A 19,872-nucleotide genomic window follows, 5' to 3' on the forward strand; every position below is an offset into this window, starting at 1 on the left:
AGTGAGCGCGCCCACCACAGTGGAACTGGAACTCGACGACATCCAGCGGGGAGTCCTGAGCCCGCGGCCGACGCCCTACGCGGCGACGTATCTGGTCTTCCGCATCGATGACCGGGCCGGCGGACGGGAGTTGATGCGAAGGCTCAGCGGAACCGTGACCTCCGTCGCGGACCCGGAGAGTCCGCTCGGGGAAACCTGGGTGAGCGTCGCCGTCACCTACGCCGGGTTGGCGGCGCTCGGCGTGCCGCGTTCGTCGTTGGACACCTTCGCATGGGAATTCCGCCAGGGAATGACCGCCCGGGCCAAGGAGCTCGGTGATGTCGGTGAGAGCGGTCCGGAGCACTGGGAGACACCTCTCGGTACCCGCGACGTCCATGTGGTGATCGCAGCGGTGGCGCCCGATTCGCTGCTCCTGGAGGCCGCGGTGGAGCGTGCCCGGTCCGCCTACGACCGCCTGCCCGGCGTGACGGCGATCTGGCGGCAGGACTGTCACGCCCTGCCCACCGAGACCGAGCATTTCGGCTATCGCGACGGCGTCAGCCACCCGGCCGTCGAAGGCAGCGGCATTCCCGGCTCCAATCAGCTGGAAGTTCCCCTGAAAGCCGGCGAGTTCGTCCTCGGATATCCGGACGAGATCGGCGGCGCACAGACACCGCAACCGACCGTGCTGGGTCGCAACGGCAGTTACGCGGTCTTCCGCAAGCTCCACCAGAAAGTCGCCGAGTTCAGAGGCTATCTGCGGGACAACGCAGCCGACCCCCAGGACGAGGAACTGATCGCGGCGAAGATCATGGGCCGCTGGCGCAGCGGAGCTCCCCTGGCACTCGCCCCGGAGCGCGACGACCCCGAACTCGGTGCCGACCCGTCCCGGCGCAATTCCTTCCGGTACGAACAGGATGATCCACTGGGTTTCACCACTCCGAGCGGCTGTCACATCCGCAGGGCCAACCCCCGCGACGCCTCGGTGGCGGGAGAGGTGCGGCTGCACCGCATGATCCGGCGCGGCGCGGTCTACGGCCCACCGCTGCCCGAAGGGGTCCTGGAGGACGACGGGGCGGAGCGCGGCCTGATGTTCGCGTTCGTCGGCGCGCACCTGGGGCGGCAGTTCGAGTTCGTCCAGTCGGAATGGATGAACGACGGAGTCTTCTTCGGGGCCGGCAGCACAAGGGACCCCGTCGTCGGAGCCGCCGACGGGGAAGCCGGCTACACGATCCCCCGGCGGCCACTGCGGCGGCGCCTTGCCCCCTTGCCCCGGTTCGTCGTCACCCGGGGCGGTGAGTACTGCTTCCTGCCCGGCCTGAGAGCCTTGCGCTGGCTCGGCGACCTCCAGGACTGACGAGGAGGCCCGCGCCGCCGAGGGCAGCCCCTCTACCGGTCCAACTCGGGGTAGTAGCCGCGTTGGTACGAGGACAGGTCGGAGACGGGGAGCTCGGCCGCGCCCCGGCAGATCAGGCAGACGCGGGTCCGGTGGCATGCACGGCAGTTCTTCCGGCCGTGCGTCTCGTCCGGCACCCAGCCGCGGCCCCCGCACCCGGGGCATCGCCCCAGGCCGTCGCACTCGTAGCACAGCACGTATCCGGACGTGACGGTTGCGGCGGTGCGGATCGGCTCTGGCCACTGTGTGTCTGGAGCGAACGGGGTTGGACGACGCGGACCTTCAGGGATTCGCCGCCGCTTCACGGGTTCGCGCGCAGCCCCGACGGATACGGGTTCGGCGTCAGGCAGAGCATCAACGGATACCTCAGCATGTCCGGTACGACTCCGGCCTTCATGGTCGCCCCGAACCCCGAAGCCCCCTTCCCGGAACGGATCGACCACCCGGCCGGCGAGCTCTAGCGCGGCTTCCCGCGGACCTCGATCAAGTCGCCCTCGGCGTCGAAGACCTGCTCCCCGGCCAGGGTGCCCTCGTGGTTCCAGGAGCGGAACACGCCGTTGCACCGGCCCCATATCATGAGGCCCTCGGACATCAACGGTCCGTCGGCCCAGAACGAGCGGGTCGGCCCGTGCGCGTAGCCGTCGACGTAGAAGTCCTGATACAGCAGCTGATCACCGATGGCTTCCACCACCTCGCCGGTGAACGGAACGCCCTTGTAGGTGAGCGGCGGCCCGTCGATGCCGCCGTCGTCGATGTCGTCGCGGTCCAGCTTCCAGTCGATCCGCAGGTGGGCCGGGGCACCGTCTGATGCCTGGGGGCTCTGCGCCTCCCGCGCCTCCTGGTCGTGCTCTCGCCGCGTCATGCGGGTCACCGTACAACCCGGTGGGCGCACGGGGCAGCGCCCAGGCGTGGTCGTGTGACGTCCGGTCCGTGACCGTCCGGCGCCGAGGAGCGCCAGGGGAGGCGCACTCGGCGAAGCCGGTGTCGCGGACAGGGGCTCCCCGACGCACTCAGGACGCGAGGATGCTGATGCCGTCGCCGAGCAGTTTGAGGCCGAGGACGAAGAAGAGGACGGCCATCACGACGGTGTTGTGCTGTGCCGCCCAGTTTCGCCAGTTGCCGAGCACGCGCTGGGCCCGCTCGCCCATGAACAGGTAGACGGCCAGCGGAGCGAGGACACCGACCGAGGCGACGAGCACGAAGACGGCGAGTGCCCCGACCTGCTGGGCCACGGGGATTCCGGCCGAGCTGATCGACGCGCCTGCGGCGAGGGTGAGCGGGGCGTTCTTGGCGTTGGCCGCCGACAGCGCCGCGCCGAGTCCGAGGATCTTGGGTGGGGTGAAGCGGTCGATCGCGGCCATCCACTTCGGGAGCTGTGCCTGGGAGGGGTCGGTGGGGCGGTGGCGCCATTGCCGGGCGCCGAACAGGACCAGGAGCAGGCCGAGGGCGAGTTTGAGGGCTCCCACCCAGGTGGCGGGCTGCTTGTGGCCGTGGGCGCCGCCGGAGCCGCCCACGGCCAGCATGATCACTCCCAGTGCCGCCAGCCCCAGGAGCCAGCCGAGGGCGAAGAGCGGGCCGTTGAGGCGTCCGCGCGGGGTGGCCAGGATGAGGATGATCGCGACGATGGGCAGCGGGCTGACTGCGACGCCGGCGGCCAAGCCGAGTACGTCGCCCACGGCGTGTCCCACGGGGGCCTCCGGACGGATGGGGTACGAGCGGCCGGAGCCTGCGCTGCGTCAGCCGGCTCCGGCGGACCAGGCGCGGTTCGACCGGGCTGCACATCGCGTGGTCCCTCGCTCATCGTCGGCGGAGGGCGGTGGGGTGGCGCGCCACCGGGCGTCGAACGGGTGAGGAGCCGGCGCCTGGGGAGCCGCCGCGGGCGGTTCGGCGCGCGGTCGGGCAGCGGGCGCGCCTACGGTGGAGGTGGAGGAAGGCGGTTCTGCCGGCCGTTCCCGAGGGTCGGCGAGGCGCCGTCTGCCACTGGTGGCGGGTGCGGAAGAAGATGGTCGAGATGTCGCCGCGGTTCATCCCTTACACGCCGGACGTAGAGGTCGAGGAGCCGGGTTTCGACGCGAACCTCCAGACGATCATCGCGCGGATGGAGCACTACATCACCGGCTCGGTGGCCGCGGAGGGCACCGGCCAGGCGGTGCGCGACGCGCACGCCAAGGGGTACGGGCTGGTCCGGGGAGAAGTGCAGATCCTGGACGGGCTGCCCGAGGAGTACGCCCAGGGCATCTATGCCGTGCCCGGCCGGCACGACGCGGTACTGCGGTTCTCCAACGGCTCTCCGCACGCCGGAGCGGATGCGCGCCTCGGGCGGGCCACGGGGCTGGGGCTGAAGATGTTCGACGTCGACGGGCCGACGCTGCTGGACGACGAACCCGACACCCGGACGTTCGACTACAACACGATCAACGCTCCGGTGTTCTTCTGCAACACACTGCGGCACTACCTGTTCATCCAGGAGCTGTTCCTCGACGCGAACGCCTACATGGCCGAGGGTGCGCGCGGCCGGCACCGCTTCTACCGCGACTACGTGACGGGGAAGGGCACGCTGGCGGAGGACGACTGGGCCTGGGAGGAGTTCCTGGCCTTCCTCCGGGTGTCGCAGCGCCCGTTGGTGAACCTGCTGCTGTCGACCTACACCACGATGGCCGCGGTGCGGCACGGCGACTACATCGCCAAGGTGCGCATCGCCCCGGACCCGGCGTGCGCGGCCATCGTGGCCGAGCGGCGCATGGACGTCACGTCCGCGGCGGAGGTCTTCCGCCCGGCCCTGGCGGCCGAGCTCGGCAAGCGGCCGTACACCTTCGACCTGCAGGTCCAGCTCTGCGTCGACCTGGAGCGCATGCCGGTGGAGGACGTGACCGTCGAATGGCCCGAAGAGCTGTCCCCGTACGTCACCGTGGCCAAGCTCCGTCTGCCTCAGCAGGACATCTCCGGGGCGGAGAACCTCCGGCGGATGGACGCGCTGTCCTTCACGCCGTGGCGGGTGACGGCCGCGCACCGTCCACTGGGCCGCATGATGCGCGCCCGCAAGGAGGTCTACCGCCGCTCCTCACTCCTGCGCCACCGCCTCAACCAGCAGGAACGACGCGAACCGCGCACCGCGGACGAGGCACTGCCGTTGAAGGCACCGCTCATCCACCACTGAACCCGGACCACCACTGCCCCCGGACCGCCGCAGGCAGCCAGGGCCCGTTCCCCGACAGCAGGGAGACAGCACGCGATGGCAGACACCACCACGCGCCGACCGCAGGAACTGGAGCTGGACGACATCCAGGGGACGCTGCTGCGGCAACGTCCCTCCCCGTACGTGGGTGCCTACTTCCTGCTGCGTGTCGACGATCCGGTGGACGGCCGCCGGCTGCTGGCGCGTCTGGTGCCGCATGTCGCCTCGGCCGCATGCTGGTGGGATCCGCCGAGCAGCGCGTGGCTGAGCGTGGCGCTCAGCCACTCAGGGCTACAGGCCCTGGGCGTTCCGCAGGCATCGCTGGACAGCTTCCCCGAAGCCTTCCGCGAGGGCATGGCCGCCCGTGCCGCCCGGCTCGGCGACACCGGTGAGAACGGCCCCGAGCACTGGGACGCGCCGCTGGGCAGCCCCGACGTCCACCTCGCCCTGTCCGCCTTCGCCCCGGACACGGCGGCGCTGGAGTCGGTGCTGGACGTGGGGCGAGCGGCCCTGCGCAGCCTGCCCGGCGTGCGGATGCTCTATCGGCTCGACGCCTCCCAACTCCCCACCGGACGCACCCATCTCGGCTTCGTCGACGGCATCGGCGAACCCGACGTCGAAGGCGCGGGCGTGGCCAGCATCCTCCAGGCGGGCCGGGACCCGCACGGCTACCTGCCCGGCTTCGGACCCACCATCAAGGCCGGCGAATTCCTCCTCGGCTACGAGAACCAGCTCGGCCGTCTCGCCGCCATGCCCCAACCGGAGACGCTGGCCCGCAACGGCACCTACGTGGCCTTCCGCAAACTCCACCTCAAGGTCGCCGACTTCCGCCGCTACCTCAGGGACAACGCCTCCTCACCCGAAGAGGAGGAACTGCTGGCCGCCAAGATGGTCGGCCGGTGGCGCAGCGGCGCACCCCTGGTCCTCGCCCCGGACCACGACGACCCCGACCTCGCGGCCGACCCCACCCGCGCCAACGACTTCGGCTATGCGCAGGACGACCCCGCCGGCCTGCGCTGCCCCCTGGGCTCCCACATCCGCCGGATGAACCCCCGCGACGCCCTCGCCGACACCATGGTGGACGTCCGTCTCCACCGCGCTCTGCGCCGCGGCACCACGTACGGCCCCATGCTCCCCGAAGGAGCGCTGGAGGACGACGGCGTCGAGCGCGGGATCGTCTTCATCTTCATGGGTGCCGACCTGGTCCGGCAGTTCGAGTTCATCAAGGGGCAGTGGGCCAACGACGGAGACTTCGTCGGCCTGGGCACCGAGAAGGACCCCGTCATCGGCGACAACGACGGCACCGGCACCTTCACCATCCCCCGGCGCCCGGTCCGCCGACGCCTCCAGCAGCTGCCCCGCTTCGCCCTCACCAGGGGAGGTGAGTACCTCTTCATGCCCGGCATCCGCGCCCTGAACTGGCTGGCCGAACTCGACACCTGAGCGGCGGGCCAGGCACCGGAGTCGCGGCTCCCTCGGGCACAGGCACCTCCACAGCACCCCCAGAAGGGCCGCCCGACATGACCACCAACACCGGAAAGCAGACCCGCCCCGGGCTCCGGCACGGCAGGACCAACGAGTTCACCCTGTTCTTCACCGTCAAGCCAGGCCACGGGCAGCAGATCCGCGAGGTCTTCCAGCAGCCGGGATTCGAGGACCGCCGCAAGGAGATGAGCGCCCGCATCGGCACGCTCCACGACGCCCGTTGGGTCCTCTTCGACGACGACACGCGGCTGATGTTCGCCACGAACTTCGACGGTGACTGGGACGCCTACATCGACGACTTCGCCAAGTACATTCCCGACGTCTTCGACGCCATCCTGCAGCACACGGAGGACTACCCGGGCATCTCGGATCCCCACATCAAGGATGCCATCGTGGCCCACCAGGCCACCGCATGCTCGTACTTCCGCACCATCCCCGACGCCACCATCAAGGACCTCGAAAAGGCAGTGGCCGTCAACGAGGCGTTTCAGAAGCTGCTCGACGCGGCGGGCTGATCCGGCAGGCAGCGGATCAGCCTGGCGGCGTCTGCCCCGCGAGCACCTTCTGGAGGCGTTGCGCGCCGCTCCCGATGGCCTGCTGGGTGTCCGCATGCCCGGCTCCGCCGAGCCCGCCGTTGGTCACGGAGATGACGTTGGGCCCGACCCGTGCGGCAGCTGCTTCGAGCGCCAGGGTGGTCTTGAGGCCCTGCACGGTGCTGACCATGGACATCCGTACGCCGAACCGGTCGTCGCCGGCCTTGGGGAGCGACGTCTGGAAGACCTGTGCGATCACCTTGTTCCCCGATGTGTCCACGGCGGTGAACCCGTCGCAGACGTTCGGCAGGGTCTTCAGCCAGGCCATGCCCTTGTCGGCATCGGCCTGGGAGTACGAAGCCACCTGGTACGTCATCCTGGCGCTCCTGGACGGTTGGGCGAAAGCCTCGGTGGCCTTGGCCGAGGGGGTGGCTCCCATGAGGTTGCCCGACCTCAGCCGCTCCAGGAATGTCTGGCAGTCGGCCTTGTTGGCCTTGCTCTTCAGCAGGGTGTCCTGACGGTCGCTGCCGCCGCCGGCGGGGTTCCACTGAGCGCCCAGAGCGGAAGGGCTGATCAAGGCAGCCTGGGCCTGACTCCCGGTGAGCTTCGCGCCCGGCGATGCGGACTTCGCCGCCGACCTCGACGGACTGCTGGTCGAGCATGCCGCTGTGGCCATCAGGATGCCTGCGGCCAGAACGGCGGCCACGCAACGGGGCGGGCTGGACGAGCGGTCCATCGTGGTCCTCCCAGGTGAGCGATACAGCTCCGAGACCACCACCTGCCGCTCGCACCCGCAACCACGCTGTGGCGTGCGGGTGGCGCAAGGACCGCCCGGGACGCCGGCACGGCTGGTCGCGGCCGGAAACGGGCCGGCCGGCGGGCCGGGGCGCGGTACGCCACCCTCAGCGATACGCGCACCGCAACCTGGCGGCGAGACCTCCATATCGGGCCTTCGCGAGCGGGAACGGCGCCAGGGATGCCCGTCGGCGATTGCCGGCTGGAAGGTCCGGCAAGAACGAAGCCCGCCCGGGAAATCGCTGTTCGCTCTGCTGCCGCCGACATGCCGCGGCCCTATCCAGCCATCGGTCCGAATCGCGCCAAGCCTTTGCAACCGTGCCACGGAGCACCCTGGTTCGGGCTACACAAGAGGGGGTGGGGGAGTCCCGCCGGTGGCTCCCAACTCGTGCACGCCGTATCGCAGTCCGGGCAGTGAACGCCGCTCGCACCGCCGTCGGACGGCACGGGGCCGGGCAGGCCAGGCCAGGCACCGTCAAGGAGCAAGCCGCTACGTGGCGCCCGGCCGCGAGGGGGCACCCGGCCCGACAGGGGAGGATCTTGCATGACCACGCGAGCCCGACGGCGACGCAGCACTTCCCGACGTCCTGCCCGCCGCCCCCGGGTCCGGGCCGCCCGCCGGCCCCGCGGTCAGGCTGCCCGTCGCCGCGCACGCGAGCAGGCCACCACGCGCCTCGTCCTCGCCGCGCTGGTTCTCGCAGCGGTCGTCGCGGTCGCCCGCGAGCACCCCGTCGCCACCGCCACTCTCGGCATCCTCGCCACCGCCACACTGGTCTACCTGGCCTGCACCGGCCGCCTCCACCTCCCCGGCTCTCCTGGGCCCGGTCAGGACGTCACCCACACCCTTGCCGCCTTCCAGCACATGACCGGCACGCAGTTCGAGTACGCGGTGGCCGACCTCGCCCGCCGGGACCCCGCGGTCCGCTCCGCCACCGTGTCCGGCGGCGCAAACGATCGCGGGCTGGACGTCCTCGTCGTACTGCGCGACGGCCGCCGCATCGCCGTCCAGTGCAAGCGGTACGCCGAGGGCAACCGGGTCGGTGCCCCCGCGATCTACACCGCGAACGGCACCTACCGCGCCTACCACCGCTGTGACCACGCCGTCATCGTCACGACGTCCCGCTTCACCCGTGACGCCGAGCTCGCCAACGCTTCACTGTCCGAACCGCTCCGCCTGGTCGACGGACGCGGCCTGGCACGTTGGCTCGGCGGTGGCCGCCCGCCCTGGGGCTAGGTCGTGTCCGCAACGTCCCGCTGCGTGTCTCGCACGCCGCCGGTGACTACGTGCCCTACCTACCGGAAAAGGACGAGCTCCCGGCCGAATCAGCAGACTTCCACCTCCGCTTCCTCGCCGGTGCCACCGACGAGGAGCGGAATCACGGACCGGTGCTGGCCCGCCAGGCGCTGGACCTGTTCACCGGGCCGGTGGACGGCGACGAAGACCGGTATGAACTGGTCGTCACCCACAACTTCCTCGTCGCCTGGCTCGTCCGGGACGTCATGCATGCGCCGAAGTGGCGTTGGCTCGGCCTCAACCACTGCAACGGGGCACTCACCGTCATCCGCTACGCGCCGGGGCGACCCGCCTCGATCCTCGTCTCCAATGACATGCGGCATCTGCCCGTCGAGCTGCGTTGGACGGGGTTTCCCCCCGAGTTGCACATCTGAGGCCGCCCGTCGGGCCACATCACCGCCCGGCAGGCAGGGCGGCGTGCGGTCCTACGCGGTGCCGGAATCGTCGAGGAACCGACGCCGCACGGCGGCCTCCGCGCGGAGCCGCGTGGCGCGCTCGGCGTGTGCGGGCGCGCTCAACTGCGCGGCGACCTGCAGCCGTTCGGCGGTCTCGGCGAGCACCACTCGACCACTGTGCGTTCGCTCAATACGGGGCCGAGCCTCGCCGACGGCGGCGGGCGGCGGCGCCTTGGCGGCCTCGTGTCAGCCCGCGTAGGTGAGTTGGACGAGGGTGATTTCGGTGTCGCCGATGAGGATGACGCCCGCGACGTGGCTGCGGGCGATGGTCCGCATGACCCCGTCGTCGGTTCCGTAGGGCTCGGAGTGCGAGGGAGGGTCGATCAGCGCGTCCAGCAGGAGCACCGACAGGTCCTGGCGAGCTTCCTCGGGGAGGGACTTGTAGGTCGCGTGGAGGGCGGGGTCGAGGTGGAGCCGGTAGGTCACGCGGCGCCCCGCCCACGGGGGCCGCCCTCGCCGGCGGCGGAACGCAGTTCCTCGGCGCTCACGTCGATCAGGCCCGCACGGTAGGTGGAGGGGAGGTTCCCGGCCCCGCGGAACGTCGTGCGCAGGTGCTCGACCCGTTCGCGGTCGGCTTCGAAGGACTCGATGAACTTCACCCAACGGATCAGGACGGCCGGTAGTTCGCGGACGTCGGTGAAGGCGACCTCCTGCATGAACGTCGCCCGCAACTCGGAATGGGGCAGGGCGTGGGAGATGCCGTCGACGGACCACGACCGACCGGAGCTGCTCATCGGATCCTCCACCTGACCTGCGGGCGCAAAGGGGTTCGTCCGCGCCGTCCGCGCCCTCCACCGTAGCAATCGCCGCGCGTCGGCGGTGACCGACCCGAGAGACGTCACCTCGACTTGCGTCCACGGGTGGGCTCGTGGCCCGGCTGCCGCCCTACGGGCACGCGAGCGGAGCTCGGTGAACGTGGGCATCCGCATCCGTCCGAGGATCTCGGTCGTCAACTTCACTCCGCCCCAACTTCCGTGATACGGAATCGTTTATTGGATGCTTATCGCTGCTTGGTTCGATCTTCCGGGGCGCACGAACGGGGGGAGAGCCCATGCTGGACGAGATGGTGTTTCGAAGTGAAGACGTGCCGGCGGCGGACCGGTTGGCCTTCTGGGCGGAGCGTATGGGGAACACCCACGCTCCCGTACGGTTGAGGAGCGACCACGCCCACGACTTCCGGGCGTCGCAGCGGGTGTTGGCCCTCGGTGCCGTGTCCGTCTGGCCGGCCACGTTCCAACAGGTGGTCATCCGGCGCACACCGCAGCTGATCCGGCGGTCCGATCCGGAGCTGTGCCACTTCTCGCTCGTCATGAGGGGGACGGGGACCGTCGACTGGGACGGCCACGAGGCCGCCTACCGACCGCTCGACCTGCACATCAACGACTCCTCGGTGCCGTGGGAGGTCCGCACCGGCCGGGCGCCGGTGACGGCGGTCGGCGTCGAGATCCCCAAGGCGCTGCTGCCGCTGGAAGGTGGCCTGGCTGTCCGCAGGCTCCCCGGGCGGATGCCGGCGCACGAAGGGATCGGCGCGCTGCTGGCGCAGTTCCTCACCCAGCTGATCTCCGACACCACCCCCTACCAGCCCACCGACGGAGCCCGGTTGGGCTCGGTCCTCGTCGATCTGTGCGCCGCGCTGCTCGCGCACGGCGCCGACGCCGAACACGCCCTGTCGAAGGAGACGCACTCCCGGACCCTCATCCTGCGCGTGCAGCGGTTCATCCTGGAACACCTCCACAACCCGCAACTCACCCCGTCCGCCATCGCCGCGGCGCATCACATCTCCATCAGCTATCTGCACCGCCTCTTCCAACGCGAGGAGGCCACCGTCGCCGCCTGGATCCGCCGGCGGCGCCTGGAGGCCGCCCGTCGCGACCTCGCGGATCCGGCGCTGCGCACCCTCCCCGTCCACGCCATCGCCACGCGCTGGGGCTTCTCCCGCGCGGCCGACTTCAGCCGCGCCTTCCGCACGGCGTACGGAACTCCGCCGAGGGACTACCGCAGCCAGGCGGCGAGTTCGTGATCCGGGAGGCGCGAGCGGGTGCCGGTCGGGGTGCTGCCGCGCGGGGGAGTCGTGCGGGGTAGCGGCCGTCTTGCCCGCTCGCGCGGGGCGGGTGGGTTCAGATCCAGTACGGCGCCGGGGGAACCGGGCCGGGCCCGGACGACGAGAGGGCTGCGCCGGAGGCACGGCCGGTGAGCCAGCCGAGCAGATCGGCCTGGGCGCCCGTCACGGTCGGCCCGCCGGTGCCCAGCTCCTGGACCAGATCGGTGTCGGTCGCCTCGACGCGCAGGGGCGGGACGTCGGTGCGTCGGCGCTGCGCTTCGAGGAGGTCGTCGATGATCCAGCGGGCGGCCTCGGGCGGTACGTCGGCGAAGGCGTAGCCGGCGGCCAGGTCGACGTGGTGGACTTCGAGTTCCCGCAGCCGGGTGGGCACCAGGGCGGCCGGGGTCCGCAGTTCACCGGTGCGCATCCGCACCTCATGGCTCCAGGCCGCTTCGGGTAGGGCCCGGACGGCGTGGTCGAAGCGCTCGGCGCTGGCCACGACGTCGGCCGCCAGCTCGCGGACCGGGCGCCGGGCGCCGGCCTCGATCTCGGCGGCCCGGGCGTCCATGCTGGCGTACTGCGGGGTCTCCACGCCGGTGCGGGCCCAGGTGAGCAGCCGGCAGAGGCTGTCGGTGGCGCGCGCCACATGGGTGATCACATGGCCGCGGGTCCACGGCGGCACCAGCGTCGCGCCGCCGATGTCCGTGTCGGCGAGCGCTCTGACGGTCCGTACGAAACGCTCCGTGGACGCGGTGATGGGGACCAGTGCCTCGGTGTTGTGCATCTCAGCCCTCATCTGCCGGTCGTGCGCGGTCTGTCATGCGGTGTCCCATCTCCGGAGCAATTCCGCTCAATGGAATATCAAATCCGCATGTCGGTAGGTGTGGGGACTCTAGGTGGCACGCTTCGGCCTCGTCAACCGATCTGCCGGGTTGATGGGGAACCCGAACACGGAGGAAGTCGGGGCATTGGTCATAGAACGGTGGGATCGGCGAGAACGGTGCCAAGCGTCACCATCGGACATCAACTCCCCATACCGCGCTGGACGGAACCGCCCCGCGACCACCGTCACCGGGCGCCGATCCCCCCGTTTTTTGGCGCATAAGGCGCTGCCGCCCACCTCCGACCGCAACCGCCCCGCGGGGCCAGGAGTCCTACCGGACATGAAGCGACGCATACCCATCCGACTCCGCAGACCCGCGGCCGGTGCCCTCGGCCGGCGTGCGGGCGCGGCGCTCGCCCTCACGACCCTCACCCTCCCGCTGACGGTCGCCCTGAGTTCCCCCGCCCAGGCCGCCGGTTCGGGCTGCTACGGACTCCGCGGCCCCTACCAGAGCCAGGCCGAACGGTTCCTCGGGCTCAAGGTCGACGGTCGGCAGTCGGCGTCCGACTGCCGGGCGATCCGCGCCTTCCAGAACAGCCACGGCATCACCCCCAACTACGGCTACGCCGGCCCGGTCACCTGGAACGTGATGCAGCTGGTGGCCAAGCAACGGGCCGCCGGCAGCCACCCGAACAGCGCCCACAAGTGCCCCACCAACAAGGGGCGGATCGCCTGCGTCGACCTGACACGCCAGCTCAGCTGGATCCAGGACGGCGGACGGCTGGTCTACGGACCCGTACCGGTCCGCACCGGCCGCAACGGCGACGAGACCCGCACCGGGCTCAAGCGCGTCTACTGGCGGCACCTGCACCACGTGTCGACCATCTACCACACGCCCATGCCCTACAGTCAGTTCTTCGACGGCGGTGAGGCGTTCCACGCGATCAGTGGCAGCGTCTGGTCCGCCCCCGGTTCGCACGGCTGCGTCAACATGCGCACCAACGACGCGAAGAAGTACTGGTCGTTGCTGCACAACGGCGACGACGTGTACGTCTACGGCCGCAAGCCCGGCACCTGAGCACCGCCGCGGGCGTGCCGCCGCTCCGGCCGGCACGCCCGCGCTCCTCAGGGCACCGTCAGGGCAGAAGGGCGTCAGCGTCCTCACCTGAGTACTGGCCGAGGGGCCCGACAACGCCGCCTCGGCGAAAGGCCCGTGGGAGCCACCCGGACCGCCGGCCGGTGCCCCCGCCGGGCCCCCTCCGCCGCCCGCCTCAGTGGGCGAGCAGGGTGTACAGGGCCATCGGCGTCACATAGCCGGGCCAACGGCCGTCCGCGAAGAGATGGACACCCGCGTCCTGATAGCACTGGTCGACGAGTTGGGAGCAGATCATGTGCCGGGTGCTGGCCACATAGCGGCGCAGCCCCGGAACGGGCAGATGGATGCGGTGGGTTGCGATCGCCAGGTAGTCGAGGAAGCTGTACGGCACGCCCACGTAGCGATCGGCTGCCGCGCATATCCCTTCGCGCTGTTGCTCGGTGAGCCGCTTCGGGCACACGTAGAGCACGTCGGAGCCGTCGTACCCGCTGAGCGGCCGGACGCGGGCACCGCCCGGCTCGGCCTCCAGCAGCCGGTCGCCGGGCAGTACCAGGAAGGCGTGTTCGTAGTCGGCGACGCCGTCTCCGTTGATCCACTGGCCGAAGCGGATCAACCGGCCGGTGACACCGGAGATCTGGGTGAGCCCTATGTCACCGGGCTGGGGATGGGTGTGCTTCATGAGCGGCTCCTGGGAGCGTGAGAAGCAGATTCCCCTGGGTGATACCCGCTGTTCGAGCGCCCGCACCGCGCCACGGAGAGGTCTTCGGGCCGACGGACGCGCACGCCCGTAGCGGCGAGTGGCGCCGGTGAATGATGGTGCATCTGTTACCCGACGGGGTAAACGTCCCGGGACCGCAACGGGGGGACACCGCCGACGACGAGGGGCACGACACCATCATGGCCACGGGCAGCACCGACACCCCGGCGACCGCGGACCGCGCCACCAGCACGGCGCCCGCCGCCACCGACCGCACACCACTGGCCGGCAGCGTCGCGCTGGTCACCGGCGCCTCCAGCGGAATCGGGGCCGCCACCGCACTGGCACTGGCCCGGGAGGGCTGCGCCCTCGCTCTCGTCGCGCGCCGCGCCGACCGCCTGTACGCGGTGACGGAGGCGATCGCTGAACAGGGCGGCGGCCCGGCCGTCGCGCTCTCCGCCGACCTCGGCGACGCGGAACAGGCCCAGGAGGCGGTCCGGCGGACCGTGGAGCGCTTCGGCCGCCTGGACGTACTGGTGAACAACGCCGGATACGGCGCCCGGGGCGCGGTCGAGGACAGCGACCCCGAGGACTGGGACCGGATGGTCGACCTCAACTTCAAGGCCGTCCTGAAGATGTCGCACGCCGCGCTCCCGCACCTCCTGCGCGCCGCCGGCTCCGGACCGCGCGGCGTCGCCGACCTGGTGACCGTCAGTTCGGTGGCCGGCCGGGTGCCCCGCAAGGACAACAGTGTCTACTCCGCCACCAAGCACGCGGTGTGCTCCTTCAGCGAGGCCCTGCGCCAGGAGGTAACCGGCCGGGGCGTCCGTGTCGGACTGGTCGAACCGGGCATGACCACCACGGAGATGACCCTCGGCGGCCAGGCCGCGTCGGCCCACGGCATGCCCCGGGACGCCTGGCTGCACGCCGAGGACATCGCCCGCGCCATCGCCTTCGTGGTCACCCAGCCGGCCCGGGTGGCGATCAACGAGATCATGGTCCGCCCCACCGCCCAGGAGCACTGACCCGTGCCGCTGCGCCTTCTGCTCACCTCCGACACCCATGTCCCGCAGCGCGCCCGGGCCCTGCCGCCGCAACTGCTCGACGCCCTCCCGCGTGCCGACGTCGTGGTGCACGCCGGCGACTGGACCGACCCGGCCACCCTGGACCTGCTCCAGACCCGGGCCCGCCGGCTGATCGCGGTGTACGGCAACAACGACGGCCCGGCACTGCGCGCCCGCCTGCCGGAGGTGGCACACGAGGACCTGGACGGACTACGGCTCGGCGTGGTCCACGAGACCGGCCCCGCCCAGGGCCGGGAACGCCGCTGCGCGGACCGCTTCCCCGACCTCGACGTGCTGGTCTTCGGACACAGTCACATCCCCTGGGACACCACGACGGAGACGGGACTGCGCCTGCTGAACCCCGGGTCGCCGACGGACCGCCGCCGGCAGCCCTCGTGCACGTACATGACCGCGGAGATCGCCGGTGGCCGGCTCACCGAGGTGGTGCTGCACCGGCTGCCGCTCCGGCGCTGAGCGGCGCCCCGCGGCGGGTCAGGCGCCCAGCAGGCCGCGCACGTAGGCCGCCTGGCCGGCGTGCTGGAGATCGTCCGCGACCACGCTGACCAGCCGGACGCCCAGGGTGACCGGCGGCGACCAGCTCCGGTCGACGACCCGGCCGAGGTCCTTCACCGCGAGCGTGGACAGGTACCGCACCGTGCCCTCGTGCACCGCCGCATGATAGTCCGTCAGCAGCTCCGCGCTCAGGCCCCGCACCTTCGCGACGTCCTTCCGGGAATGCCCGTAGCCGATGTCCTGCGCGGGGAACGGCAGCCCGAACGCCTCGTACCACTCGTCCGAGCTCCAGACCTGCTCGGTGCCGGCCACCCCGGCGATGTGGTCGTCCTGGACCCGGGTGAGGTGCCAGACCAACCAGGCGATGGAGTTGGCCCGCCCGTCGGGACGGGTGCCGAGCTGTTCGGGGTCGAGGCCGTCGACCACCTCCTCGACGACCTCGCGGATCCGGCCGAAGGCGTCGACGAGCAGATCGGTGCTGGCGGACATGGCGGCTCCGTACGGTGGGGGACGGCCGGTGGCTGCGGTCCGGCCATCGTCGCAAGCCGGGCGGGCGGCCACCGCCCGGCGCACCGGGGTGGACGGCCGCTCCGCCGCATGGCGGAAGCCCGGCGACCCGGGATCACCCCCGTGGACCATACGGGTCCGACCCCCAGGCCGATGGCGTCCGCCCGTCCGCCCGGCACGATCGAACCCATGCACACAGGCAACCCGAAAACCGCGAGCCACCTCCACAACTCCCTTGAATCGGCGCCGTGTTGGGCCGTATGGGCGGCGCATCTGACGGCCTTGGCGGTGCTGCCCAGCGGACTGTGGCGGCTCGCCATGGTGGCGGGGCACCCGGCGGGCTACACCGCCGAGGGCTTCGTACCGTTCGACACCGCCGGCGCCAAGGTCTGGATGCTGGCGCTCAGCGTGTTCAGCGAGCTCGCGGCGCTGCTGACGATCGGCCTGGTGCGGCCGTGGGGCGAGGTCGTGCCGCGCCGGGTGCCGCTGCTCGGCGGGCGGACCGTCCACCCGGTGGCCGCCGCCGTCCCGGCCGGACTCGGCGCGCTGGCGCTGACCGTGCTCTGGGCGCGCGTGCCCTGGTGGTGGTCGTACCCCCATGCGGACATGACGCCCACCGGGAACATCGTGGTCGGCATCCTCTACCAGCCGCTGTTCCTGTGGGGGCCGCTGCTGGGAGCCGTCACCGTCTCCTACTGGCGGCGCCGGCGCCGTTCTTCGGGCGAGGGGCGGAGCCGGGCCCGCGGACCGGTCGGCACCGGCGGGCGGCGTTGAGTCAGCGCCGCGCGGACCGTGCGGCGAGGGTGTCCAGCAGGGCCTGGACCGGCCGCAGCGCGCGGTCGCCGGGGCCGACGACGGTGAGGATGCGGGGCAGCGGCTCCACCACCCGGACCAGGCGGCCGGCCCGGAGGTAGGGATTGGGGTCGCCCAGCGCGACTTCCAGCGCGGGCCGCGTCCAGTGCGCCCTGGCCAGGCCCCAGGCCCAGTGGTGCTCGTCCTCGTAGGGCAGCCATCGGCCGGCCGTGTAGGCGTCCGCCAGGTCGTGGGCCTGACGGGACATCGACTGCCAGCTGAAGTCCTCCTCGATCAACTCGCGGCGCCGGCGGCCGGGGCGGTCCTCCCCGCACGGCGCGCACAGCCGCACCTGCCGCTGCGGACCGATCGGGGGCCGCACGGCCAGGGCGGGCGCGCCGACGGCGGGACGACGGTAATGGCACAGGTCACAGGTGGCCGCGCCGGTGGTCGAGGGGTCCGGATATGAGCTCACGAAGGACTCAACGACACAGACGTGACCAGGTGGCGTGGCTCATGGGTGGCGAACTCAGGCAACGGTGCGACGTCGTGCTGCGTCATGCGAACAACCCTACCCGGCCCAGGAGTTGGCCAACGGTTCCCCATGCAACAGTCACATTTTGGCATGTACACACCTTGTTCATCTCGAAGGTCTACCCGCATAGACCGTGGGGTGGTCCCATGACGACACCTGCCCGGCACGAGGCCGGGCCCGACCTCGGAGCCCCCATGCGATCGATACGCCGATTCGCCTCCGCGACCACCGCACTCGCCCTCGCCTCCGCCGGACTCCTCCTCACCACCGGCAGCGCCCACGCCGCCACCTGCTCCCAGTCCCGGCTGCCCCTCCCGGACTCGGCCTGCACCCCCGGCGCCTTCAACCCGGACGTCACCCAGTCCACCATCGCCTCGACCATCTGCGTCCCCGGCTGGACCAAGACGGTCCGCCCGCCGGTCTCCTACACCACGCCGCTGAAGATCAAGCAGATCGGCGAGTACGGCTACAGCGACACCAACACCGCCGACTACGAAGAGGACCACCTCGTCCCCCTCGAACTCGGCGGCGCTCCGCGCGACCCCAAGAACCTCTGGCCCGAGCCCCGCTACGGCAACCAGCCCGCCGCCAGCAAGGACTCCGTCGAGAACAAACTGAAGACCGCCGTCTGCAACGGCGACGTCACCCTCGACGACGCGCGCAACGCCATCGCCACCGACTGGACCACCGCGCTGTCCAAGGTCGGCATCGGCTGACCACGGGCACCCGCCGCCGTCCGCCAGGCACGAGCGGCACCCCACCGGTCACCGGCGGCGGCCCGGCCATCCCGGCCGGCCCGCCGCCGGTGACGGCTCAGCCGGCCCGCGGGTCCACCCGGGTCGCCACCACCAGCCGGCACCGGGGACTGCCGTCCGCCCGCCGCCCCAGCTCGGGCACCGCCCGCAGCTCCACCGCGAACCCGGCCCGCACCAGCTCGGCCGCCACCTCCGCGAGCCGGAAACCCCGGTAATACATCACGAACCGCGGCCGCCACAGCGCATTGCGCACCCGCATCGCCGCATCGAAACCCCACAGCGCCCAGTACAACGGCGACCCCGGCCGGGCGGGCGCCATCACCGGGAACACGAACCGCCCACCGGGCCGCAACACCGACCGCACCTGCGCGAACAACCCAGGGCGCTCCCGCGGCAGAAAATGCCCGAACGCCCCGAAACTCACCACGACATCGAAGACCGGCCCGAACGGCAGCGCCCGCGCGTCCGCCCGCACCCACTCCGGCGACGGCCCGGACCCGTCGCGCCCAGGTCCCGCGGCGCGGTCCCGTCCCACCGCGAGCATCCCCGCGCTGACGTCGACACCGGTCACCCGCTCCCGGCACACCCGCCGCAGCACGTCCATCCCCGCACCCGTACCGCAACACAGGTCCAGCCCACTGCCGAACGGGCCGAGCTCCCGCAACTCCCGCACCACCGGATCCAGCACCGCGTCCGGCGTCCGGAACGGCGTCCGGTCGAACTTCGGGGAGAGCAGGTCGTAGCCCCGCTCGACGGACGACAGCGCCTGAACGGCGAGCTCACGGAACGTAGGACCCTCGGGTGCGAACACCGCGACAGCATAGGCGCCGGGCCCGCCCTACGACTGCGCGATGTACTGATGGATCGCCGGATCGCTGACCTTGGTGTACACCCCGGGATGCCGCGGCGCGGCACACCCCGTCCCCCACGACGCGATGCCCGCCAGATGCCCGTCCACCACCAACGGACCGCCGCTGTCGCCCTGGCATGCGTCCTTGCGGCCCTCCTGGTAGCCGTAACACGTCATCCGCGGGGTGATGGAGGACGGTCCGTACGCCCCCTTGCAGTAGGTGTCGCTGAGCTTGGGCACGTCGACCCGCCGCAGCCGCTCCGGCAGCGCGCCGCCGTCGTGCGTCGCCCCCCAGCCGGTGACCGTCGCCGGTGTGCCCGCCGTGGGCTCCCTGCCCTCAGCCATCAACGGGACCGCCTGCACCCCGTCCCCGAATTTCAGCGGGGACGCCAGGACCAGCACCGCCACGTCGTAGTCGATCGTGGCGGCGTTGTACTTCGGGTGCCGCAGCACCCGCGCCACCGGTACGACCTGCCCACCCGACCCACGGGCGCTGCTGCCCGCCCGCACGCTCAGCGCGGCGGGCGGTGCCCCCACGGTGCAGTGGGCCGCGGTCACCACCGCATCGGCACGGATGATCGAAGCACCGCAGATGTGCCCTTCGCGGCTGCGCAGCGACACCTGCCACGGCACGTCCCGCACGTCCGCGTTCTTCCCGCCGACGATGCGGGTGTCCGGCACCACCCGGCCCGCCATCGCGGTCGCCGGTGGCACCGCGGCCAGCACCGCACCGAACACCGCGGCCGCCGCCGCCCCACCCCGCAGCCATGACCGTGCCATTCCGCCTCCCGCATCCGAATCGGCCCGGACCCCTCCTGGTCAGGCGATCCTCAAGGACACCGCGGCACACCGGGGGCGAAGAGCGAGCCCGTTCCATCGAATTGGTGGTATTCGACGCGACGGAGTTTGAACCCGCACCGCCGCCGCGCACCGACCGGCCGGTCCGGTACCGGGCACCGCCGCGCACACCGGCCCACCCGAGACACGATCCGGCCCGGGCATCGAACACCGCGGCGAGGGCCCCGGAAGTGCGTACGCTGAGCCCGCTGCCTCACGATGGCCGGATCCTTTCGGTGTACGACAGGAG

Annotated in this window: 24 protein-coding genes and 1 pseudogene; 12 read left to right on the top strand and 13 right to left on the bottom strand. The window is 71.5% G+C overall.

The genetic code is table 11. The features are described 5' to 3' along the window. Position 1: 1 nt before the first annotated feature. Positions 2 to 1,336, top strand: a complete 1,335-nt coding sequence (locus CG747_RS21275) for a Dyp-type peroxidase (RefSeq protein WP_100603390.1) — start codon at positions 2 to 4, stop codon at positions 1,334 to 1,336. A 32-nt stretch (positions 1,337 to 1,368) separates the two neighbouring features. On the opposite strand, the gene CG747_RS48125 is transcribed toward CG747_RS21275, so the two are convergent. From CG747_RS48125 to CG747_RS21290, 3 genes are all read right to left on the bottom strand, one after another. Beyond that, positions 1,369 to 1,512 (bottom strand): hypothetical protein, encoded by a 144-nt coding sequence (locus CG747_RS48125; protein WP_180985635.1) that lies wholly within the window; start codon positions 1,510 to 1,512, stop codon positions 1,369 to 1,371. Between the two features lie 320 nt (positions 1,513 to 1,832). Next, on the bottom strand, positions 1,833 to 2,237 hold the full coding sequence (locus tag CG747_RS21285) for a toxin-antitoxin system YwqK family antitoxin (RefSeq protein ID WP_100603392.1): 405 nt from the start codon (positions 2,235 to 2,237) through the stop codon (positions 1,833 to 1,835). 148 nt (positions 2,238 to 2,385) lie between these two features. Further along, positions 2,386 to 3,063: a GAP family protein gene (locus CG747_RS21290; protein ID WP_100603393.1), complete on the bottom strand. Its 678-nt coding sequence runs from the start codon at positions 3,061 to 3,063 to the stop codon at positions 2,386 to 2,388. 302 nt (positions 3,064 to 3,365) lie between these two features. On the opposite strand from CG747_RS21290, the gene CG747_RS21295 reads away from it, so the two are divergent. The 3 genes from CG747_RS21295 to CG747_RS21305 all read left to right on the top strand — a co-directional run bounded on the left by CG747_RS21295 (position 3,366) and on the right by CG747_RS21305 (position 6,550). Continuing rightward, entirely contained in the window at positions 3,366 to 4,532 is a 1,167-nt protein-coding gene (locus CG747_RS21295; protein ID WP_257980580.1) for a catalase family protein, read from the top strand. 75 nt (positions 4,533 to 4,607) lie between these two features. Continuing rightward, positions 4,608 to 5,993, top strand: a complete 1,386-nt coding sequence (locus tag CG747_RS21300; RefSeq protein WP_100603394.1) for a Dyp-type peroxidase — start codon at positions 4,608 to 4,610, stop codon at positions 5,991 to 5,993. Positions 5,994 to 6,070: 77 nt separating this feature from the next. Next, positions 6,071 to 6,550 (top strand): hypothetical protein, encoded by a 480-nt coding sequence (locus CG747_RS21305; RefSeq protein WP_100603395.1) that lies wholly within the window; start codon positions 6,071 to 6,073, stop codon positions 6,548 to 6,550. Positions 6,551 to 6,566: 16 nt separating this feature from the next. Here CG747_RS21305 and CG747_RS21310 read toward each other — a convergent pair whose 3' ends face one another. Beyond that, the gene (locus CG747_RS21310; RefSeq protein WP_100603396.1) at positions 6,567 to 7,145 is read right to left on the bottom strand and encodes a hypothetical protein; all 579 of its coding nucleotides are present in this window, start codon (positions 7,143 to 7,145) and stop codon (positions 6,567 to 6,569) included. 762 nt (positions 7,146 to 7,907) lie between these two features. Between CG747_RS21310 and CG747_RS21315 the strand changes: the two genes are divergently transcribed. After that, positions 7,908 to 8,597: a restriction endonuclease gene (locus CG747_RS21315; protein ID WP_100603397.1), complete on the top strand. Its 690-nt coding sequence runs from the start codon at positions 7,908 to 7,910 to the stop codon at positions 8,595 to 8,597. Positions 8,598 to 8,608: 11 nt separating this feature from the next. Beyond that, a pseudogene (locus tag CG747_RS21320) lies at positions 8,609 to 9,031 on the top strand (histidine phosphatase family protein); the annotation flags it as partial. A gap of 51 nt (positions 9,032 to 9,082) precedes the next feature. On the opposite strand, the gene CG747_RS48130 reads toward CG747_RS21320, so the two are convergent. The 3 genes from CG747_RS48130 to CG747_RS21330 all read right to left on the bottom strand — a co-directional run bounded on the left by CG747_RS48130 (position 9,083) and on the right by CG747_RS21330 (position 9,846). Beyond that, positions 9,083 to 9,220: a hypothetical protein gene (locus CG747_RS48130; RefSeq protein ID WP_374701796.1), complete on the bottom strand. Its 138-nt coding sequence runs from the start codon at positions 9,218 to 9,220 to the stop codon at positions 9,083 to 9,085. 78 nt (positions 9,221 to 9,298) lie between these two features. Beyond that, positions 9,299 to 9,538 (bottom strand): hypothetical protein, encoded by a 240-nt coding sequence (locus CG747_RS21325; RefSeq protein WP_067355831.1) that lies wholly within the window; start codon positions 9,536 to 9,538, stop codon positions 9,299 to 9,301. Further along, positions 9,535 to 9,846 (bottom strand): hypothetical protein, encoded by a 312-nt coding sequence (locus CG747_RS21330; protein WP_100603398.1) that lies wholly within the window; start codon positions 9,844 to 9,846, stop codon positions 9,535 to 9,537. The genes CG747_RS21325 and CG747_RS21330 overlap by 4 nt, the downstream gene beginning before the upstream one ends. A 329-nt stretch (positions 9,847 to 10,175) precedes the next feature. Between CG747_RS21330 and CG747_RS21335 the strand changes: the two genes are divergently transcribed. Then, positions 10,176 to 11,132, top strand: coding sequence for a helix-turn-helix domain-containing protein (locus CG747_RS21335; protein WP_257980582.1), 957 nt, complete (start codon positions 10,176 to 10,178; stop codon positions 11,130 to 11,132). A gap of 97 nt (positions 11,133 to 11,229) precedes the next feature. Here CG747_RS21335 and CG747_RS21340 read toward each other — a convergent pair whose 3' ends face one another. Then, entirely contained in the window at positions 11,230 to 11,937 is a 708-nt protein-coding gene (locus tag CG747_RS21340; RefSeq protein WP_180985636.1) for a maleylpyruvate isomerase family mycothiol-dependent enzyme, read from the bottom strand. 379 nt (positions 11,938 to 12,316) lie between these two features. Between CG747_RS21340 and CG747_RS21345 the strand changes: the two genes are divergently transcribed. After that, a complete protein-coding gene (locus CG747_RS21345; RefSeq protein ID WP_100603401.1) occupies positions 12,317 to 13,054 on the top strand; it encodes a L,D-transpeptidase family protein in 738 nt (245 codons plus the stop codon). A gap of 193 nt (positions 13,055 to 13,247) precedes the next feature. On the opposite strand, the gene CG747_RS21350 is transcribed toward CG747_RS21345, so the two are convergent. After that, positions 13,248 to 13,751 carry a hypothetical protein gene (locus tag CG747_RS21350; RefSeq protein ID WP_100603402.1) on the bottom strand — a complete coding sequence of 168 codons (504 nt, stop codon included), beginning with the start codon at positions 13,749 to 13,751 and terminating at the stop codon, positions 13,248 to 13,250. A gap of 218 nt (positions 13,752 to 13,969) precedes the next feature. On the opposite strand from CG747_RS21350, the gene CG747_RS21355 reads away from it, so the two are divergent. Both CG747_RS21355 and CG747_RS21360 read left to right on the top strand, forming a co-directional pair. After that, positions 13,970 to 14,794: an SDR family oxidoreductase gene (locus tag CG747_RS21355; protein ID WP_100603579.1), complete on the top strand. Its 825-nt coding sequence runs from the start codon at positions 13,970 to 13,972 to the stop codon at positions 14,792 to 14,794. 9 nt (positions 14,795 to 14,803) lie between these two features. Next, positions 14,804 to 15,307: a metallophosphoesterase gene (locus tag CG747_RS21360; RefSeq protein WP_100603580.1), complete on the top strand. Its 504-nt coding sequence runs from the start codon at positions 14,804 to 14,806 to the stop codon at positions 15,305 to 15,307. 18 nt (positions 15,308 to 15,325) lie between these two features. On the opposite strand, the gene CG747_RS21365 is transcribed toward CG747_RS21360, so the two are convergent. After that, positions 15,326 to 15,835, bottom strand: a complete 510-nt coding sequence (locus CG747_RS21365; RefSeq protein ID WP_100603403.1) for a DUF664 domain-containing protein — start codon at positions 15,833 to 15,835, stop codon at positions 15,326 to 15,328. A gap of 207 nt (positions 15,836 to 16,042) precedes the next feature. Between CG747_RS21365 and CG747_RS21370 the strand changes: the two genes are divergently transcribed. Continuing rightward, complete coding sequence (locus CG747_RS21370; protein WP_100603581.1) at positions 16,043 to 16,627, top strand: hypothetical protein; 585 nt, start codon at positions 16,043 to 16,045, stop codon at positions 16,625 to 16,627. Position 16,628: 1 nt separating this feature from the next. Here CG747_RS21370 and CG747_RS21375 read toward each other — a convergent pair whose 3' ends face one another. Further along, on the bottom strand, positions 16,629 to 17,120 hold the full coding sequence (locus tag CG747_RS21375) for a hypothetical protein (protein WP_257980583.1): 492 nt from the start codon (positions 17,118 to 17,120) through the stop codon (positions 16,629 to 16,631). Positions 17,121 to 17,374: 254 nt separating this feature from the next. On the opposite strand from CG747_RS21375, the gene CG747_RS21380 reads away from it, so the two are divergent. After that, entirely contained in the window at positions 17,375 to 17,896 is a 522-nt protein-coding gene (locus CG747_RS21380) for a hypothetical protein (protein ID WP_100603404.1), read from the top strand. 97 nt (positions 17,897 to 17,993) lie between these two features. Here the strand turns inward: CG747_RS21380 and CG747_RS21385 are convergent, their stop codons facing one another. Together CG747_RS21385 and CG747_RS21390 are read right to left on the bottom strand one after the other, a co-directional pair. Continuing rightward, the gene (locus CG747_RS21385) at positions 17,994 to 18,746 is read right to left on the bottom strand and encodes a class I SAM-dependent methyltransferase (RefSeq protein WP_100603405.1); all 753 of its coding nucleotides are present in this window, start codon (positions 18,744 to 18,746) and stop codon (positions 17,994 to 17,996) included. Positions 18,747 to 18,773: 27 nt separating this feature from the next. Then, complete coding sequence (locus CG747_RS21390; RefSeq protein WP_100603406.1) at positions 18,774 to 19,565, bottom strand: serine protease; 792 nt, start codon at positions 19,563 to 19,565, stop codon at positions 18,774 to 18,776. Positions 19,566 to 19,872: the final 307 nt, after the last annotated feature.

Origin of the sequence: Streptomyces sp. CB02959, assembly GCF_002803155.1 — a bacterium.
In the GTDB taxonomy this organism is placed as follows: Bacteria; Actinomycetota; Actinomycetes; order Streptomycetales; family Streptomycetaceae; genus Streptomyces.

Bases quoted from the DNA above. Each gene is read 5' to 3' on its own strand.
- CG747_RS21300 (WP_100603394.1), top strand. From the start codon at position 4,608: ATGGCAGACACCACCACGCGCCGACCGCAGGAACTGGAGCTGGACGAC.
- CG747_RS21335 (WP_257980582.1), top strand. From the start codon at position 10,176: ATGGTGTTTCGAAGTGAAGACGTGCCGGCGGCGGACCGGTTGGCCTTC.
- CG747_RS21370 (WP_100603581.1), top strand. From the start codon at position 16,043: ATGCACACAGGCAACCCGAAAACCGCGAGCCACCTCCACAACTCCCTT.
- CG747_RS21340 (WP_180985636.1), bottom strand. From the start codon at position 11,937: ATGCACAACACCGAGGCACTGGTCCCCATCACCGCGTCCACGGAGCGT.
- CG747_RS21315 (WP_100603397.1), top strand. From the start codon at position 7,908: ATGACCACGCGAGCCCGACGGCGACGCAGCACTTCCCGACGTCCTGCC.
- CG747_RS21285 (WP_100603392.1), bottom strand. From the start codon at position 2,237: ATGACGCGGCGAGAGCACGACCAGGAGGCGCGGGAGGCGCAGAGCCCC.
- CG747_RS21330 (WP_100603398.1), bottom strand. From the start codon at position 9,846: ATGAGCAGCTCCGGTCGGTCGTGGTCCGTCGACGGCATCTCCCACGCC.
- CG747_RS21350 (WP_100603402.1), bottom strand. From the start codon at position 13,751: ATGAAGCACACCCATCCCCAGCCCGGTGACATAGGGCTCACCCAGATC.
- CG747_RS21390 (WP_100603406.1), bottom strand. From the start codon at position 19,565: ATGGCACGGTCATGGCTGCGGGGTGGGGCGGCGGCGGCCGCGGTGTTC.
- CG747_RS21365 (WP_100603403.1), bottom strand. From the start codon at position 15,835: ATGTCCGCCAGCACCGATCTGCTCGTCGACGCCTTCGGCCGGATCCGC.
- CG747_RS21305 (WP_100603395.1), top strand. From the start codon at position 6,071: ATGACCACCAACACCGGAAAGCAGACCCGCCCCGGGCTCCGGCACGGC.
- CG747_RS21380 (WP_100603404.1), top strand. From the start codon at position 17,375: ATGCGATCGATACGCCGATTCGCCTCCGCGACCACCGCACTCGCCCTC.
- CG747_RS21355 (WP_100603579.1), top strand. From the start codon at position 13,970: ATGGCCACGGGCAGCACCGACACCCCGGCGACCGCGGACCGCGCCACC.
- CG747_RS21345 (WP_100603401.1), top strand. From the start codon at position 12,317: ATGAAGCGACGCATACCCATCCGACTCCGCAGACCCGCGGCCGGTGCC.